This window comes from Phocaeicola salanitronis DSM 18170 (assembly GCF_000190575.1).
GTDB lineage: Bacteria > Bacteroidota > Bacteroidia > Bacteroidales > Bacteroidaceae > Phocaeicola > Phocaeicola salanitronis.
Window position 1 is genome coordinate 3,106,555 of sequence record NC_015164.1, and the last position, 17,107, is coordinate 3,123,661.

Consider the following 17,107-nt stretch of genomic DNA (forward strand, 5'->3'; position numbering starts at 1 on the left):
CACGTGGATTAGTTGACGTATTCGGGCGTATGCGATACGCCCCTACAAGGCAATTGGGCAAAATGCGGATATTCAAATTTTTATATTACGTGCATGTGCCTTTGTATATGCCGGCAAATGTAGAGACGATGTGCACATCGTCTCTACGGAAACGTTGGCGTCACGAAATCCCAAGTAAAAAAATTACGGAGTGGCCCGCACCTCGTAGCAGAAGGTTTCGGATGCCGGAACGGACTCCGTGGGGCTGGGGGTGTAGTAGAATTTCCCTTCGGCGGGCATGCTTTCGGTAAGCGGCACAAGCAGGGGGGATAATTGCGCGCAAAATGCCTGATACGCATGCACGTTCCTGCGTTCGCCTGCATCGTCGCGGAGGAGCAGGGCGAACCGGTTGAGCGGATAGGCTTGCACCAGCCGGTTGATTTGCCATGCCAGATGGCGGGATTCCGCCGGCGGGATGCGTCCGGTCAGGTTGGAGACATTGAACACAATCAGTTCGGAAACCGTGGCGTGGGCGTGCCAGAACGAAGCGGGCACGTCTTCCAGCCTTGCATGGAAAAGGGCTTGTACGGCTTGGTACCCTTCGGCCTGGAACATGCGGCGTGCCGTGTCTTGCATTTCTTCGATGGGGCAAATGCCCAGATAAGCGATGCCGGCATGCGGCAAGCGCCGGCAGGCATCGGCAAAGGCAAGTCCCGAAGCGCCTCCTTCGTAGCTTAAATCGCAGAAGACAACGCGTCCCGACACGTTGCGGACGGCAGGGAAAAGCCAGCTCCCGACGGTTTCATACAGGGCGCGGGCGGCACAATAGCTGCGCCGCATATAATAGTAGGTATAGAGTTGTGTGCGCCGGACGGTGTCACCGGTCGGGCGGAAATCATAGCGTCCGTAGGCGAGAAGTTCGCGGAGGCGGGCGCTTTCGTCCGGCGTGCCGGAGGCAAACGGTTTTCCGATGGTTTGCTCGAATGCCCGGATGAATGCCGGAGAGAGCGGATAATGTCCGGAGTGCAAGTCCCAGTCCGGCGCGAAGTCATGCACCTCGAAGTCTCCTTGGCAAAAGCGTTCCAGCGAGGTCTGGACGTATCCGTTGTGCATGCGGATGTATTCCATCAGCTTGTAGAACGTCAGGTTCGCGCCCAATATTTCCGGGTTTCCGGTAAGGAACAATTGCTTGCGGGCACGGGTAATGGCTACGTTCAGCTTGCGGTCGATGGTATAGTCTCCTTCGCGGAAGGTATTGGCGGCGAGGAAGTTCAGCTGGTTGAAGTCGCGCACCGTAAACGAGTAGACAATCACGTCCCGCTGGCTTCCCTGATAGCGTTCCACCGTATCGATGGAAACCGCCTCCAGCTCCGGTATGCCGAGCCGGGACACTTCCTGGCGTATCATGGCTATCTGGTTCCGGTAGGGCACGATAACCCCCACGGTCTTATGGGCATCGAATTCGGGCCCTGCGAACCGGTGGATGCGTTCCAGCAATACGGCTACGATGCGGGCTTCGTTCGGGTTGGTCTTGTCCGAACGGGTGGTGTCGTCGGGAGCCTCCGAGGCGATGAAAACCATACGCCTTTGCAGCATCAGCTTGTCGAGGTTGTCTTTCGGCTCGACGGGGCGGTAAGGAAGCGTTTCTTCCTGGTGCGGAAGGGGCACGGGTTCCAGCCGCTCCTGCGCGTAAAAGGCATGGTTGGGGAACTCGGCGATGGCAGGGTGCATGCGCCCTTGCTTGCGGAGCACGCTCCGGAACTCCGGAGGGCATTGCCGGTACAGGCGTTCGAAAAGCGAGTTGCGGCAATCCGTCAGCCCGATTCCGAGCAGGAGCGGGTCGGTCACCCGGGCTTCTGCCTCGTTTTGTTGGGCTACGGCGGGCAATTGTTTGTAATCGCCTATCAGTACGAACTTGTCAATCGCGTTTCCCGTTGCGTCTTGTGCCGAGAGGATGCCGATAAGGTCGGGCTCCAGTATCTGGGAGGCTTCGTCGATAATCGCGGTCTGAAAGTGCTTCATGCCGAACAGGTACAGACGCCCGTTGAGGGCGCTGGTGGTTCCTGTGAAGATGCGGGTGCGGGCGATGCGGGCACGGATGTCGCTCAGCTTGGGACAATCCGCCAGGCTGTTCTTCATCAGGTAGGGGACGAAACGCTTGTCGCATGCCATTTCGTTCCCGATGCGGATAAACGGGTGGCGTTCGGCGATGCCCGACTCTGTCAGCATGTGGCAGATTTCGTCTACCGCACGGTTGGTGTAGGACAGCAGCAGAAGGGAGGTTTGCGGGTCGGTCAGGGCTTCTTCTACCATGTAGCGCAGGGCGCACGAGGTCTTTCCCGTTCCCGGAGGGCCTACCAGCAGGAAATAGTCTTTGCTTTGCTTTTCCTTCAGGATGAGCTCGTCGAACCTTCCGTACTCTCCGTTCAGCTTGCGCGAGGGGTCGCGTTCCGGCATGCGTTGGTTCAGCAAGAGCTGCTTCCGGTCGTTGCTTGCCGAGAGGAAGGCATACAGCCCCCGCATGGCGTTGGTGGCGGATACGTCCGACGCGTCATGCTCCAGGGCGAATGTGTCCGCTTCGGTTCCGATGATGTCCTTGTTCTGTTGTCCGTTGCGCAATTGTACGGTAATCCGGTCGGGGCGTATCTCCGCCAGGCTTCCTTTCATCAATATCTCCCGGCGGGCGTCGGGCTGGTCTTGGCAGGGATAAAGGATAACGATGTCTCCGGTGCGGAAATTGGGGAGGAAGTCATCGCCTTGACGGGGGATGCGGAGCGTGATGAGGTCGAATCCTTTTCCCGGCGCGCTCTGCCGCTTGCCGGTGATTTTCAGCCCGGACAGGAGGTTTCCCGACTCAATCTTTTCGGCGGTCGGCGTGTGCCAAAGCCCGGCAAACCCTCTCGACGAATCGTTGTTCCCTCCCGTCTTGCTCAGTATCTGCTCTTTCGACACGAAGGTGAAGAAGCGCTGGAAATAGGCGCGCTCCAGCGGGGTGCCCCGTTTGAGTGGGGCTATCAGCCTGTCCAGCTCCGGCTTTTGGTACATCGTCCATAGCTTGCCCGATTCGCCTTTCTGGTTCAGCATGTCCGTATCGATTTCTTCCATCAGCGGGGAGATGCCGCCTTCGCCCAATGCCATTTCCTCGCATACGATGTAGTTGCGCAGGCGGATGCATTCGCGGAACAGGGTTTCCGAGAAATGCTCCGGCATCAGCCCGTCATCGTATTTCGAGTAGAGCAGGAGGGTTTGCGTGTCGTCGGCTTTCCGTCCGAAGTTGTACATCAGGACGCCCTGGTAAAGCATCATCTGCACATAGTGGTCTTCCTTGTGCCGGCGGTTGTACTCGTCCCGCTTGCCGGCCTTCTGCTCGATAAGGATTTTCAGGTCTTTCTGGAGCATGTCGGCACGTCCCTGCAAGCCGAGCTTTTCGCACACGAACGAGGCCTCGAGCAGGGTGTTCCGCCTGTCGAAGTCCGCCAGGTTGCGGGGCAGGATGTCGTGGACGAACGAACGGATGTTCAGCATCTGCTTTTGTGCCGAGGCATGGAAATCGGCGGCGAGGTCGCAGGTGCAGAACTCCAGTGCCGAAGAAGCGAAGAACTTCTTCAGGGTCTGTGCGTACGACACCGGGGCGTCCGCCTCTTCGTTGATGTAATCGTCCAGGAACTGGCTGGCGAGGTTTCCCAGCAGGATGGGCGACGTATTGGCGCGCGGCTTGATTTTATTGAGGAAGAAGTTAAGCGGATGATGCCCGTACTCGCGGAAGCAAGCCGCCAGCGAGCTGATGTCAATCAGGTAATCGGGATGCGCCACGATGAGTTTCGGGACGTATTCATGGTGTTCGTTGATACGGGCGTCCAAGAGGTTGAGCTGCATGTTTTCCTTGAGCAGTTCGCGGAGGTAGCCCAAGTCGTGGTTGTATCCCCCTTGGAGGTAATCGATGACGATGAACGGGTCCGCTTCGTTGTCCGATGAGGCGTAGATTTTCGTGTCGGTCCAGCTGGACACCACTACGCGCACGTAGGGCACGTAGGTCTGTCCGCCCTCGTGGTACGGGCGGTTTTCGTCCGGGATTTCCGCTTGCAGGCCCGGGGGGATGGGCGCATCGTATGCCAAAGATACGAAGCGCGCCAGGGCACGCAAGTCGTACCGGTAGGCCTCCATGTCGGGCGTGAGCTTCCCGTTTAGGGCTTTCTTGCCGTTCCGGCGCATGGTTTGGATGGCATACCGGTCGGCGGGTGTCATGCGCTTTTCCTTGCATACGAAGTCCAGCCGCGAGAACAGGTTGGAGAAGGAAAGCGTCATTTCCGAGGTCTGCTCATAACACGCCTGTTCCAGCAATTTATAGAGCCGGATGTACTTGTCCGTCAGGTTTTCGGGGCTTGCCGCAGGGCGCCGGTGAATCCGTTCGATTTGCCTGTACAGGTCGAACGCTTGCAGTTCGATGCGCTCCGTCATGTTCAAAGGGTTTCGCCGGGGATGTATTGCAGGCAGTAGGCTTCCTCCAGTTCCGGATAGCTTGCGCGGTACGTGCCGGTCACGTCTTGCCGCATGAAGCGTCCCGGTGCCGTCCCGCTTTCCGTGCCGGGGTCGGACGAATCCGAGAGGGTGAGGTCATATTCCGTCCCGCCGGTCAGTTCGATGTGTATCCGGAGGTCTCCGTTGTCCTGTGCGGTTTGCGTAAAGATGCCGTGCCGTTCGTTGGCGCCTGTCCCGTCCGCATAGAGCGTCACCATGCCTTCCGTATGGCTCTCGTTGGTGTAGGTGAAGACATATTTCCCTCCTGCCTGCACGAACGCGTTGGCTACGATGGCGTGCTGGATGTCGAGGGTTTCGTCTTGCGTAAGCCCTCCGCCCCGCGCGATGCCCGAAACTTCGCTTACCTCGTATGTCGTTTCGGGGTAAGACACGTTCACCTGCAAAGTCGTATGGTTGCCCGCCCGGTCAGAGATGGTCAGCGAGGCGGTTCCCAGTGCTTTCGGGAGGATGGTCAGCTGGTTCCCGTCATACCGGTAGTCTATCTTGTCCGTGTCGGGGGCTTCGATGATGTAGCTTCCGTTCCCGCCTGTGATGTAGAAGCTGACTCCCTCGCTGAAGAGCGGAATCTCCAGGATATTCTCCTCCAGTGAAGGCGTTTCACTCGATACAGAGGTGAGCGTGATGGGCGGATAACCGTCGTCTTTGCACGAAGAAAACGGAAGGGAGGCTATCCCTAACGTAAGGCAAAGCAAGCCTTTCAGTATGTTTTTTTTCATCATGATGGTCATTTTAAATGTTATCAATGAGCCAAAGGTACGATTTTACTCGGATGCGTGCAATGTTCGAAAGTTTTTTTATACTTTGCGCGGGTTAAAATTGTGCATTTCTACATCGCCCGTCCCCGTATTTGCTGACAACTTCGAAAAGATTGAACCTCGCACACCCTGCTCTTTCTTGCCCCGTACATTCTGCAACCTCAAAGAGGTTAGACCCCGCACATTCGGAAACCTCAAAGAGGTTGGACCTCGTACATTCTGCAACCTCGAAGAGGTTGAACTATGCTTAACCGCTGGTGGCTCCCGAAGGGAACACCTGCGGATTATCTCGTCTCCCCCATCTCCCATCGACCTCGAAGGGGTCGAACCTCGCACACCCTGCTCTTTCTTGCCCCGTACATTCTGCAACCTCAAAGAGGTTAGACCCCGCACATTCGGAAACCTCAAAGAGCTTAGACCTTGCACACTCTGCAACCTCGAAGAGGTTGAACTATGCTTAACCGCTGGTGGCTCCCGAAGGGAACACCTGCGGATACTCGTCTCCCCCATCTCCCATCGACCTCGAAGAGGTCGAACCACGCACACCCTGCTCTTTCTTGCCTCGTACACTCTGCAACCTCAAAGAGGTTGAACTATGCTTAACCGCTGGTGGCTCCCGAAGGGAACACCTGCGGATTATCTCGTCTCCCTCTCCTCCATCGACCTCGAAGGGGTCGAACCTCGCACACCCTGCTCTTTCTTGCCTCGTACACTCTGCAACCTCGGAGAGGTTGAACTATGCTTAACCGCTGGTGGCTCCCGAAGGGAACACCTGCGGATACTCGTCTCCCCCATCTCCCATCGACCTCGAAGAGGTCGAACCACGCACACCCTGCTCTTTCTTGCCTCGTACACTCTGCAACCTCGGAGAGGTTGAACTATGCTTAACCGCTGGTGGCTCCCGAAGGGAACACCTGCGGATTATCTCGTCTCCCTCTCCTTCATCGACCTCGAAGGGGTCGAACCACGTTTACTCTGCCAAAAAGAACCGCTCATCCATCTCAATTCCATTCTTACGGACGAGCCTGAGCAACTCTTCACGAAAATCGAACCGCTTATGATGCTCTCTTTGGTTCATGATGTACTGCGTCACTGCGTCCTTCCCGGACATTGAAACCGTAGCGGCGAAGTATGACTTTCCCCAACCGTCGAATCTCGGAAACTTGTCGGCATTCGAGCGCATGAAGGCGCCGGCGGAAAGCTTCAGGTCATGCATGAAAGAAGAAAGGGAAAGCGAAGCAGGCAACTGCACCAACATATGCACGTGGTCTTCCATGCCACCGATACGGTACAGGACTGCCCCTTTCTCCTTGACGAATCCCCAGATGTAACGGTACAGGCCTTCTGCATGACCCGGGCTGATGACCGGCGCACTGCTGCGAGGGCGGAAAACGATGTGGTATATCAGATTGGTATAGCTCATGGGTAATGTGTATAGATAGAACAGAATACAAAGATAGTATAAAATGATGAATCGGAGATGAGGTAATCAGAAGAATGTGGCTGGACATGTGTGGTTCGACCCCTTCGAGGTCGATGGAAGATGGGGAAGGCGAGATAATCCGCAGGTGTTCCCTTCGGGAGCCACCAGCGGTTAAGCATAGTTCAACCTCTCCGAGGTTGCAGAGTGTGCAAGGTCTAAGCTCTTTGAGGTTTCCGAATGTGCGGGGTCTAACCTCTTTGAGGTTGCAGAGTGTGCAAGGCAAGAAAGAACCGGACGTGCGAGGTTCAATCTCTTTTGAGGTTGTCCGTGCAGGCAATGTGGAAATGTACAATTCTAACCCGCGCAAAGTTTAAGAAGCTGCTTTGAATTTATCGTGCGCTGATTTGGGATGAGTTTTTGTAGAGACGCAAAATCTTGCGTCTCTACTATGAGGAAGATAGCGGGCTATCTGACGAAGAACAGGAGCGGAAAGGACCAAAAAATCGCCCAAAGCACACACGAAAACGGATACATCAAGCCAAGAAAAACTTTTTGGAGAAATTCAAAACAGTTTTTAAACAATTCTGACAATTGTTGTCGGTTTAGCCATACCGTTTCATCGTCCAGCCGTACTTCCAGTTTGATTTCTTCGTTTGGCTGGTATAAAATGATTTCTCCGTATCCTTCCGTCATGTTTCCCTGGTTTTATTAAAGTTTGTAATCCCAAAGATACAGATTATTCTTCACTTATCGTATAATCTCCCGCTTTTTCCGTTATCACCTGCTGGAGGGTTTCTACCGGAAGCGCTTTTCCTTTGGCATAGACAAGCGTTGCCACGGGCGGCTCCAAGGTCACTTGCGCCTTTACGCCTTCTATCGAGTTCAGCGCTTTTTCCACGTATGTGCGGCAATGGTTGCACATCATGCCTTCTACCCGGTAGGTGCGGCTCGCGGGGGCGGGTTGAGGCCCGCTGGGGGCAAGAGCCTGAGGGGCATCCGATTCCGGTTCCGTAAGCGGAGCCGGGGCAGGCGCTTCCGGTTTCCCGATGCGTTTCTTCCGCAGGCGGAGGCTGTTGGTCACGACGCTCACGCTGCTCATCGCCATGGCGGCTCCGGCTATCATGGGGTTGAGCAGGAAGCCGTTTATCGGGTAAAGGATGCCCGCGGCGACAGGTACGCCTATCAGGTTGTAGATGAACGCCCAGAACAGGTTCTGGCGGATGGTGCGTGTGGTGAATACCGAGAGCCGGATGGCATCGGCTATCTTGCTGAGGTCGGAAGAGATTAGCGTCATCTTCGCCACATCCATGGCGAGGTCGCTTCCTTGTCCCATGGCGATGCTCAGGTCGGCTTGTGCCAGGGCGGAGCTGTCGTTGATGCCGTCGCCTGCCATCGCCACGTGTCGCCCTTCCGCCTGCAATTGCCTGATGGCTTCCGCCTTATGCTGGGGCAGCATTTCGGCGCGGTATTCTTTGATGCCTGCCTGTGCGGCTATGGCTTTCGCCGTGGCTGCATTGTCTCCGGTCAGCATCAGGACGGTCAGCCCCCGTTTTTGCAAGGCTTCGATAGCGGGTCTCGAAGTCGGCTTGATGCGGTCGGCAATGGCGAATACGCCCAGGGCGGTTTCGGCGTCGGAAAACCAGATGACGGTCTTGGCTTCGGAAGCGAATGCCCTGGCTCGGTCTTGCAGCCGGGCAGGAACCGCGATGCGGTTTTCGGTGAGCAGGCGGAGGCTCCCGGCATAGAATGTCTTGCCGTCAGACTCGCCTTTGATTCCTTGCCCCGTCAGGCTTTCCGCGTTTTCGATAAGGATGTGTGCAGGGATGTCGGGAAGGTCTTCGGCATAGCGCACGACCGCGCTTGCCAACGGGTGTTCGGAGCATCTTTCCAAGGCATAGAACACGGCTTGCAGGCGCTTGTCCTCCGTGTCCCATACGGCATCGGTCACCACGGGCTTCCCTTCGGTGATGGTGCCGGTCTTGTCCAATACGATGGTGTCTATCTTACGGGCTGTCTCCAGGCTCTCGGCGTCTTTGATGAGGATGCCCTGCTCGGCTCCCTTGCCGATGCCCACCATGATGGCGGTCGGCGTGGCAAGCCCCAAGGCGCAAGGGCAGGCGATAATCAATACCGTCACGGCGGAGAGCAGCCCGTGGGTAAATCCGTTTTCGGGGGAAAGGGCCAGCCATAAGACGAAGGTAAGCAAGGCGGTGCCCATGATGGCGGGTACGAAGATGCCCGCAATCTTGTCCACCAGCTTCTGTACCGGGGCTTTGCTTCCTTGCGCGTCTTGCACCATGCGGATGATGTGTGCCAGCAGGGTGTCGGCCCCCACTTTCTCGGCACGGAAGCAGAAGCTGCCCTTTTGGTTGATGGTGCCCGCGTAAACCTCGTCGGGGGCTTGTTTCAATACCGGCACCGGCTCGCCGCTCAACATGCTTTCGTCTACGTACGAATGGCCTTCGCTCACCCGTCCGTCCACCGCGATGCGTTCTCCCGGCTTTACCGCCAGCATATCGCCCGGCACGACCTGCCCGATTTCCGTTTCTTCCCATTCGCCTTCCGCGTTCAGGCGGGTGACGGTGCGGGGCTGAAGCCCCATCAGCTTCTTGATAGAATCGGAAGTGCGTCCCTTGGCACGTTCTTCCAAGGTGCGTCCCAACAGGATAAAGGCGATAATGACGCTCGCCGCCTCGAAATAGACATGAGGGGTGACGCCGCGCTCCAGCCAGAATTCAGGGAAAAACAGGTTGAACAGGCTGAACAGGTAAGCGATGCCGGTGCTGTTTGCCACCAGCGTGTCCATATTGGCGGAGCGGTGCTTCAGCTGCTTCCAGGCGTTGATGTAAAACCCTCTCCCCAGCCAGAATACCACGGGAGTGGAGAGAATCCACATCGTCCAGCCGGCGTAGGGCATATCCATAAAGAACATCCCGATGACGGCAACGGGCAAGGCCAGGGCAATGGCGCAAAGGGTGCGGAAGCGCAAGTCGCGGTAGCGCCGGGTATGGGCGTCTTCGGCGATTTGCGCACTGTCTTTTCCGGTGTCGGTCACAAGGTCGTATCCCGCATCCTGAACGGCTTTCCGCAAGGCTCCGGGCGAGCATTGCGAAGCGTCGTATTCCACCGTAGCGGTCGCCGCGGCATAATTCACGCTTGCCGTGCATACGCCCGGCTGGCGGTTTAAGGTCTTGTCTACCCGTGCGGCACAAGCGGCGCAGCTCATGCCCAATACGGGGAATGTCTGTTTCTGGATAGCAGATGGGTTCATATCGGTTCGTGTTTTAGTTTTCGGGTGCAAAGTTAGCAACCCTCTGCGATATCCTTTTATATAATTATGGATATAATTTATAAATGAAGAACCTTTTTAATGAAGAGCTAAGAATGAAGAATCGCCCGCATGGAAATTCTTCATTCTTCATTCATCATTTAAATACACGAGGTCACGCCCAAGGTCGTCCCGATAGCGGTCAGAATCGTAATCAATGTCTGGATAATAATCCCCCAAATGTTTTTCTTTTCCATAGTTTTTAGTTTTTGAGTTTGTGAGTTTTTTTGAAACGCAGATTTTCGCAGATTAACGCAGATTATTTTACTCTTTTTTTGTCATGCTGAACGAAGTGAAGCATCTCGTAATCATCCACTTGGCGTATCCGAGATCCTTCACATTCGTTCAGGATGACATGGAAGGTCTGCACGTTTATATTCTAAAAAAATTAATCCGCGAAAATCTGCGTTAATCCGCGTTTCAACGTTTGTGAGTTTTTTTGAAACGCAGATTTTCGCAGATTAACACAGATTATTTTACTCTTTTTTGTCATGCTGAACGAAGTGAAGCATCTCGTAATCATCCACTTGGTGTATCCGAGATCCTTCACATTCGTTCAGGATGACATGGAAGGTCTGCACGTTTATATTCTAAAAAAATTAATCCGCGAAAATCTGCGTTAATCCGCGTTTCAAAAAAAAGTTACACGCCCGGCTCCGATGCGGCAGGCTTGCGTTTCGCCGCTTCGAGGTCCACGGTAGTCTCGCCCGCCTTCTCCGCCTTCAGCGTAGCCGCCTGCGCCAAACGGCTTGCCACGGGGTTGAACTGCGCCCGGCTGATAAGCCCCTCGAAGTCCGTTCCGGGCGTGAAAATCACGTTGATGCCCGTGATGTTCGCCGCCGTGAACTCTTCCATCGTTTCCGCGCCCGCCGACGAGAGCGAAATCCAGAAGTCGCCCAGCGCGCCCAGCTGCACCTTGTTGCCGTTCAGGAGCATTTCCACCAGGCACTCGCACATGTCGAGCACCACGCCCTGCACCGTGCCGCGCGAATACACCCCGTTGTGGTCGGCAATGTGTTTCACAAACTTGTCAAAGGTCATCGACTCGCTCATCTGAGCACGTGCATACGCTTTTTCGCTCGCTTCCTCGTCCAACGGGTTGCGCATCATGTAGACAGAATAGTTAATCATAGTAGTTTAGTTTTAAGTTGGTTAGTTTTTAAGGTTGTTAGTTTTTTACCACAGATTACACCGATTAATGAATAACGAAGGATGTTGCCGTTGCCAATTATTAATTATTAATTGTTAATTATTAATTGATAAAATCTGTGGTGAAAACCTTACGATGCAAAGGTACGCAATCCCCTCCACATGGCAATGGATTTGAAACGGGTGAGTGTAAAAATCTGTTAATGGTGTGCATTTTGCTTTATATATCGCTGTAAATGAGGAATATAACAGGGTGGAAAATCGCGTCTTCATAGCTTCTTACACCGTTCGTTCATGGCGCTGGGCGGATGCGCGGGCGGATGCAACCATATCCGTTGCGGCACGCCCTTATGTGCATCAGGATATGCATATATATGCATTTCTTATGTGTTTTTATGTATGTTCGAATCTAACATCTAACAATATAACAATATAACAATAACAAAATGAACAGGAGCAAAAAAGGAAGATACAACCATATAACATATATATATTATATATATATATTTATATATATATAATATATATATGTTATATCTATCACTTTCTTTAAGTGGCGTTCGAAATCGAAAAAACTTATTGTTATATTGTTATATTGTTAGATGTTAGATTTTTCCGGACGGTCATTTATGTTCTACAACAACAACCCCTTGAAAAAGTACCCGTATCATTCCCTGTATGAATTTTTTTTATTATTTTTCGGTTATAATTAATTATTAACCAATATATTAAAAATATCAATGAAGAAACAAAACAAACAAGCAGGAGAGTTCCAAGAAGACGAAGCGTGCGGAGAGCAGCCGGTCCTGCTCCCCTCGAATGCAACAAACGAGTGTAGAACGATTCCGGTGCAGATGGTGCAGAAGCTTGCCGACATGCTGATTGACACGAAAGCCGCCAAAGAAGAAGCCGTCCGCGAGAGCGAACGCTACCGGAAGGAGAATGCCGACCTTGCCCGCCGGCTGGAGCAAAGCGAATGGGAAAAAGAACAGATACGCGCCGAATGCCAGGCGATAAAGCGCGCCTCGGCGCTCTACCTTGCCGAACGGCTCGCACCGTCTCCGCCCCAGCAGGCGGCAGAGAGTCCCGGCATGCCCGACGGCACGGAGAGCGCCGAGGCGCCTCTTTCCGAAATGGAGGGGAAGATAAACCGCGCCATCGCCGTGATGCAGGAAGAGCGGGTCTTCAAGTTCGCCTACGACTACGTGTGGGTGATGCTGGTGATGAACCAGACGGCAGGCATGCCGCATTTCGAGTCCACCCCGTCGTTCCATTGCTTCCTCGGCCGCATCGGCGTGAAGGAGATGCCCACACTGGCAAGCCTGAAGAAGAAAGCCGCTACGGCACGCCGCCTTCACCCCGGCTGGACGTTCGCCGACACCGCCGACGTCAACGAGACGCGCCGCCGCAACAACGTGGCAAGCCGCTTCCTGAGCCTCGTGCGGAAAGCTGCGTGATAATGTGTTAATGTGAGAATGTGGGAATGTGCTAATATGCGAATGTGTCAATGTGGCAATGTGATAATGTGCCAATGTGAAATGAAGTAACGAGCACATTAGCACATTGTTTATTAGCACATTATTTATTAGCACATTGTTTATTGTCAATTGAAAGAGGGGGTAAGCTCGATATTCAGCGCATGGGCGATGCGGAAGAAACTGGAAAGCTGCATGTCTACTTCCCCTTTCTCCACACGGGCGATGTAGCTTTGTTCCTTGCCGATTTTCTGCGCAAGCTGCTTTTGCGTCATCTTCAGCTCCTTGCGGCGGTTACGGAGTATTTCCCCGTAATACCATGCCATCGCTTTTTCGTGAAACTCCGCCCGCGAAAGAGTTCCTTCTTTCCCGTATTCCTCATCCAGCAGCTGGTCGGCCGTCTTGAGCTTCGCCAATTTCGATTCGTCTAACTTTATCATAATTCCAAGTCTTTTAATATCCGTCTTGCTTTGGCTATCTGTTTCTGGTAGTCTTTCGACGACTTTTTCAGAAATCCGTTAAGCAAAATTATCTTTGTCGATAAAATGATGTTTTCGTTATCCACCGCAAACAATACCGTCCGGTATTCGTTGTAGCCCACAGAAACACGCATTTCGTATAAGTCTGTGCCCTCAAGGCGTTTTACGTATTTCACCGGCAGGGCATATACACTTTTAATGACTTCAAATGTGTACTTGAATTTAGTCTTTACCCGTTCGTCCAATGTTTCGTAAAACTCATCGAATTCCAGCGTTCTGTACAGGGTACGCATACTTGTCCTTTTGTGCGCAAATATAACTAATTAGTTATATTCAGCCAAGGATTTTCCTCTAAAAAGCGGTTTAATCCCTTCATTTTCTCCGAATTTCTATGAACGTCCCGGCGGCAAATGATTTACAGCACCCGGAGCGACAAGGGCTTTCCGCTTTCTCTTTCCCTCTCCAGCCAAGCGGTATGCCTGTTCCCGTCTGCGCTTATCACGCAAGGCATGTAAACCTTATCTTTCTTTTCTCCCTCATCTTCGGGGTTTTCTCCCCACACAATCTGTCCGGGACTTATCTGCCTTAAATCTTCATCAATATAAGCGCAATACAATAGTTCTTCGATGCGGCTCACGGGCGGCTCTTCCAGTGTCGCTTTCAGCAACTCGATGGTTTCTTCCGGCAAGAGCCGGATGTTTGGTTTGTTTTCTGTTGTTTTCTTCATGGTAAAATTGATTATAAACCTCATTTATATAAACGCATAAATTCCGAAAAGTACATAAATAAAGTGTTAAAAAATGTAGGTGTTGTGGCGGAAAGTCTAATGAGGCAAGATGCGGACATTCATAAAAATTTAAAGACTCTGTGTCCTCTGTGGTGAAAAAAAAGCGTATTTTAATTCTGCTTAAAGCATGAAAGAAAAAAACTGACAAATTTATTTGTATTTGTTTAAATTTATGTTACATTTGCGGAATATGAAAGCTTGTGATAACTTTAAATGAATGTAGCATGATTTTTTATTTTGATTCGAGAAAAATCCGTATACGTGCGGTGCGCGTGTTTATGCCGGTGTTTTTGCTTGCCTTATGTGCTTGCGGAGGCGGAGACGAGCCGTCCGGAGAAGAGGCAGAGCAAGAGTTTTTACGTATTCCCTCATCGGAAATGACCCAGTCGTTCCCGTACGAAGGGGGCAGCGCCTCGATTGTTTTCTCCTCGTCTGATGCCTGGACGGCAGAGGTGTCGGCAGGGGTAGAATGGATGCATGTTTCGCCCGGGCAGGGAGAAATGGGAGACAATTGCACGATTGAGTTATCGGTAGACAAGAACGAAGCGAGCGACCCGCGTGCCGCGATGGTGACCATCCGGAGCGGAAGTTTCAGCGAGACGGTAACGGTCACTCAGGACGCATGGCTGCTCGTGCCCGGAAGCGACGGCCCGGACGATATGCCGGTTGAGCCTTGGTGATTTTTTATTTGGTATCCATTAAAATGAATAGAGTATGAAAAGACTGGTGAATTACATAGGCATCCTGCTGCTGGTGTGGGCGGCATGCGGCTGTACGGACGAACAGATTGTCGGCAATGCCGGAGCGGAATTGCGTGTGACAGGAAAAATAGATACACCTTCTTCCTCGCGGACATCCTATGCCGTGGGCGAAGAAGCCGTGACCGTATCGTGGGCGGCAGGAGACCGTATCGGGCTGTTTTCGGAAAGCCAGCCCGCGGCAATGGCTTATCAGGCGGCTTCGGCAGGGAAGCAAACCGATTTTATGCCGGAAAGCACCCGCCTGAAACGGGAAGAAGGGACGGAGGTTTACGCCTATTATCCATACGATTATAATACGGACATAGCCTTTCCGAAAGCGCGCCTTCCTTATCTGTTCGGGCAAAATTACAACGGAGGCTTGCCCGATCCGAATGCGGATTTCATGTATGCGAAGGGTGAAATCAGGAACGATATGTTGAGTTTGGATTTTGCTCACTTGTTTGCATTCCTGAAAGTGAATATCCGGACGGAACTCTTGCAGGGTGCCGCAGGCTTGCGCGTCCTTTCGGATGAACCCATCGGATTCATGGGCGTAGGCGATGCAAACAATCCTGCTTATTATGATTTGGAAGCAGACAGCCTTATTGCGGAAAAATATAACTATCTGTGGTATAGCATTCCGCAGGAGGTCTTGAGTACGCAAGAAGTGGTCACTTGCTTTATCGCTGTATTGCCTACTTCGGAACAAAATACCGTTTCGTTTTTTATTTGGGACGAAAACGGCTATAGCGATAAGGGTTTAATCGAAAAGAAAGCCCCCGAAGGGGGGTTCCAAGCCGGACATGTGTACGATTTATCGGTCAACGAAAACGAGTTCGACAAAATACTCCAGCAAGAGCGGGAAGCCTTGATTGCTTTTTACGAAGCTACAGGCGGGGACAATTGGACAGACAATACGAACTGGTGCAGCGACAAGCCGTTGAGCGAATGGTATGGGGTATACATGTGGGACGGACGTGTCAAAAATATAATTTTAACGGATAATAACCTGACCGGACAAATTCCTGAACAATTTGGAGATCTTACCGGATTGGAATATTTGTATCTTTCATCTAACAAGCTTGAAGGGAATATTCCGGAAAGTTTAGGCAATCTGGCTTATTTGCATGATGTGCAGTTGAACAACAATAATTTGAGCGGAAACCTGCCTGCTTCGATGGCAAATCTGAATGAACTGGAATTTATCAACTTATGCGGAAACAAACTGAACGGCACCATTCCGGATGAAATCATAGCGAGCGATTGGTGGAACCGGATAGGGTATGATGCAATCGTTTACCAGCAGGGAGGAAATAAGCTGACCTTCCCCATGTATGAATCGTCCGATTACTCGATGGATGGGACAACGTTCACTTTACAAGAGCATACAGCAGGCAAAGGACTGAAAGTGGTGATTTTGGGCGAGGCTTATTCCGACCGCCTGATAGCCGACGGGACATACCGGAGGGATGCGGAAATGGCAATGGAAGCTTTCTTCTCGAAAGAACCTTACACTTCTTTCCGCGATTATTTCGATGTATATGCCGTTAATGTGGTTTCGCGCAACGAAGTAATAGGCGAGAATACGGCATTCCAGACTTCTTATGAGTTTGAGCGGAATACGTTCGAAACCGACCCCACAATAGCGATTGACTATATTAGCAAAATGCAGGAAACAAATTATTCGGCGGCACATGTCACATCGATGATTCTGATGAAGACAAAAGCTCCTTTCCGTTCGAATAACTGGTCATATAGTGACGACTTTTCGGCTGCTTTCTGCCAAAACAATAGCGATGATCCGGAAAGCCTGAAAAGTTTGATACACCACGAAGCCTGCGGACATGGATTCGGAAAACTGGATGATGAATATGTCGAGTTTGAAGGGACTTATCCTTATCCGGAAGCAATACGTTCACTTCATACGATAAACGAGTCGATGAACGTGGATGTAACCAACGACCCGAATGAAATTGTCTGGAGCTATTTCCTGACCGACATGCGTTACGAGAAAGAGAAAATCGGCATTTACGAAGGTGCCATTTACTACCCGAAAGGAGCCTACCGGGCTACGGAAACCAGCATCATGCTTGGCAATACCGGCAGGTTCAACGCTCCGAGCCGGCAGAGCATTTACCGGCGCATCATGGAGAAATCCGGCGGAGTGTATAGCTTTGAGGCTTTCTTGGAATACGATGAAATCAACCGCCGGCAGATAGAGATTGAAGGTGCAAGCCGTGCCGGAGCCGTAGAGAAAGGCACTATCGGATTGCCGCCCGTAAGGTTCGACTATCCTTCCAGCGAGGCGAAAACACGTTGGAAGCAAAAGAAAGGAGTAAATGTACCGCTTCGCTGATAGCATATTCTTGTAAAATGCTTTTGACAGGACGGGGAAGAAATTTTTCTTCTCCGTCTTTTTTTTTGCCTTTTCTTCTCCGGAAATTTCCCCGAAA

At 52.3% G+C, this 17,107-nt stretch carries 12 protein-coding genes and 1 pseudogene; 3 read left to right on the forward strand and 10 right to left on the reverse strand.

Annotated elements, in window-relative coordinates:
• Positions 1 to 183 precede the first annotated feature (183 nt).
• From BACSA_RS13430 to BACSA_RS13455, 7 genes and pseudogenes are all read right to left on the reverse strand, one after another.
• Positions 184 to 4,437: an AAA domain-containing protein gene (locus tag BACSA_RS13430; RefSeq protein ID WP_013618575.1), complete on the reverse strand. Its 4,254-nt coding sequence runs from the start codon at positions 4,435 to 4,437 to the stop codon at positions 184 to 186.
• Positions 4,438 to 4,439: 2 nt separating this feature from the next.
• Positions 4,440 to 5,237 carry a hypothetical protein gene (locus BACSA_RS13435; protein ID WP_144005226.1) on the reverse strand — a complete coding sequence of 266 codons (798 nt, stop codon included), beginning with the start codon at positions 5,235 to 5,237 and terminating at the stop codon, positions 4,440 to 4,442.
• A 1,006-nt stretch (positions 5,238 to 6,243) separates the two neighbouring features.
• On the reverse strand, positions 6,244 to 6,696 hold the full coding sequence (tnpA, locus tag BACSA_RS13440; protein WP_013618578.1) for an IS200/IS605 family transposase: 453 nt from the start codon (positions 6,694 to 6,696) through the stop codon (positions 6,244 to 6,246).
• Between the two features lie 576 nt (positions 6,697 to 7,272).
• A pseudogene (locus BACSA_RS20655) lies at positions 7,273 to 7,389 on the reverse strand (virulence RhuM family protein); the annotation flags it as partial.
• 43 nt (positions 7,390 to 7,432) lie between these two features.
• Positions 7,433 to 9,967: a heavy metal translocating P-type ATPase gene (locus BACSA_RS13450; protein WP_013618580.1), complete on the reverse strand. Its 2,535-nt coding sequence runs from the start codon at positions 9,965 to 9,967 to the stop codon at positions 7,433 to 7,435.
• Positions 9,968 to 10,125: 158 nt separating this feature from the next.
• Positions 10,126 to 10,221: a smalltalk protein gene (locus tag BACSA_RS20265; protein WP_013618581.1), complete on the reverse strand. Its 96-nt coding sequence runs from the start codon at positions 10,219 to 10,221 to the stop codon at positions 10,126 to 10,128.
• Positions 10,222 to 10,666: 445 nt separating this feature from the next.
• Positions 10,667 to 11,155, reverse strand: a complete 489-nt coding sequence (locus BACSA_RS13455; RefSeq protein ID WP_013618582.1) for an HU family DNA-binding protein — start codon at positions 11,153 to 11,155, stop codon at positions 10,667 to 10,669.
• A gap of 758 nt (positions 11,156 to 11,913) precedes the next feature.
• Here BACSA_RS13455 and BACSA_RS13460 point away from each other — a divergent pair.
• Complete coding sequence (locus BACSA_RS13460) at positions 11,914 to 12,630, forward strand: hypothetical protein (RefSeq protein WP_013618584.1); 717 nt, start codon at positions 11,914 to 11,916, stop codon at positions 12,628 to 12,630.
• 146 nt (positions 12,631 to 12,776) lie between these two features.
• Here BACSA_RS13460 and BACSA_RS13465 read toward each other — a convergent pair whose 3' ends face one another.
• From BACSA_RS13465 to BACSA_RS13475, 3 genes are all read right to left on the reverse strand, one after another.
• On the reverse strand, positions 12,777 to 13,088 hold the full coding sequence (locus BACSA_RS13465; protein ID WP_013618585.1) for a helix-turn-helix domain-containing protein: 312 nt from the start codon (positions 13,086 to 13,088) through the stop codon (positions 12,777 to 12,779).
• Positions 13,085 to 13,420, reverse strand: a complete 336-nt coding sequence (locus tag BACSA_RS13470) for a type II toxin-antitoxin system RelE/ParE family toxin (RefSeq protein ID WP_013618586.1) — start codon at positions 13,418 to 13,420, stop codon at positions 13,085 to 13,087. The genes BACSA_RS13465 and BACSA_RS13470 overlap by 4 nt, the downstream gene beginning before the upstream one ends.
• Before the next feature lie 122 nt (positions 13,421 to 13,542).
• Positions 13,543 to 13,854: a hypothetical protein gene (locus BACSA_RS13475; protein WP_013618587.1), complete on the reverse strand. Its 312-nt coding sequence runs from the start codon at positions 13,852 to 13,854 to the stop codon at positions 13,543 to 13,545.
• 284 nt (positions 13,855 to 14,138) lie between these two features.
• Here BACSA_RS13475 and BACSA_RS13480 point away from each other — a divergent pair, with 284 nt between their 5' ends.
• Both BACSA_RS13480 and BACSA_RS13485 read left to right on the forward strand, forming a co-directional pair.
• Positions 14,139 to 14,594: a BACON domain-containing protein gene (locus BACSA_RS13480; protein ID WP_013618588.1), complete on the forward strand. Its 456-nt coding sequence runs from the start codon at positions 14,139 to 14,141 to the stop codon at positions 14,592 to 14,594.
• 34 nt (positions 14,595 to 14,628) lie between these two features.
• On the forward strand, positions 14,629 to 17,010 hold the full coding sequence (locus BACSA_RS13485; protein WP_013618589.1) for a M64 family metallopeptidase: 2,382 nt from the start codon (positions 14,629 to 14,631) through the stop codon (positions 17,008 to 17,010).
• Positions 17,011 to 17,107 lie beyond the last annotated feature (97 nt).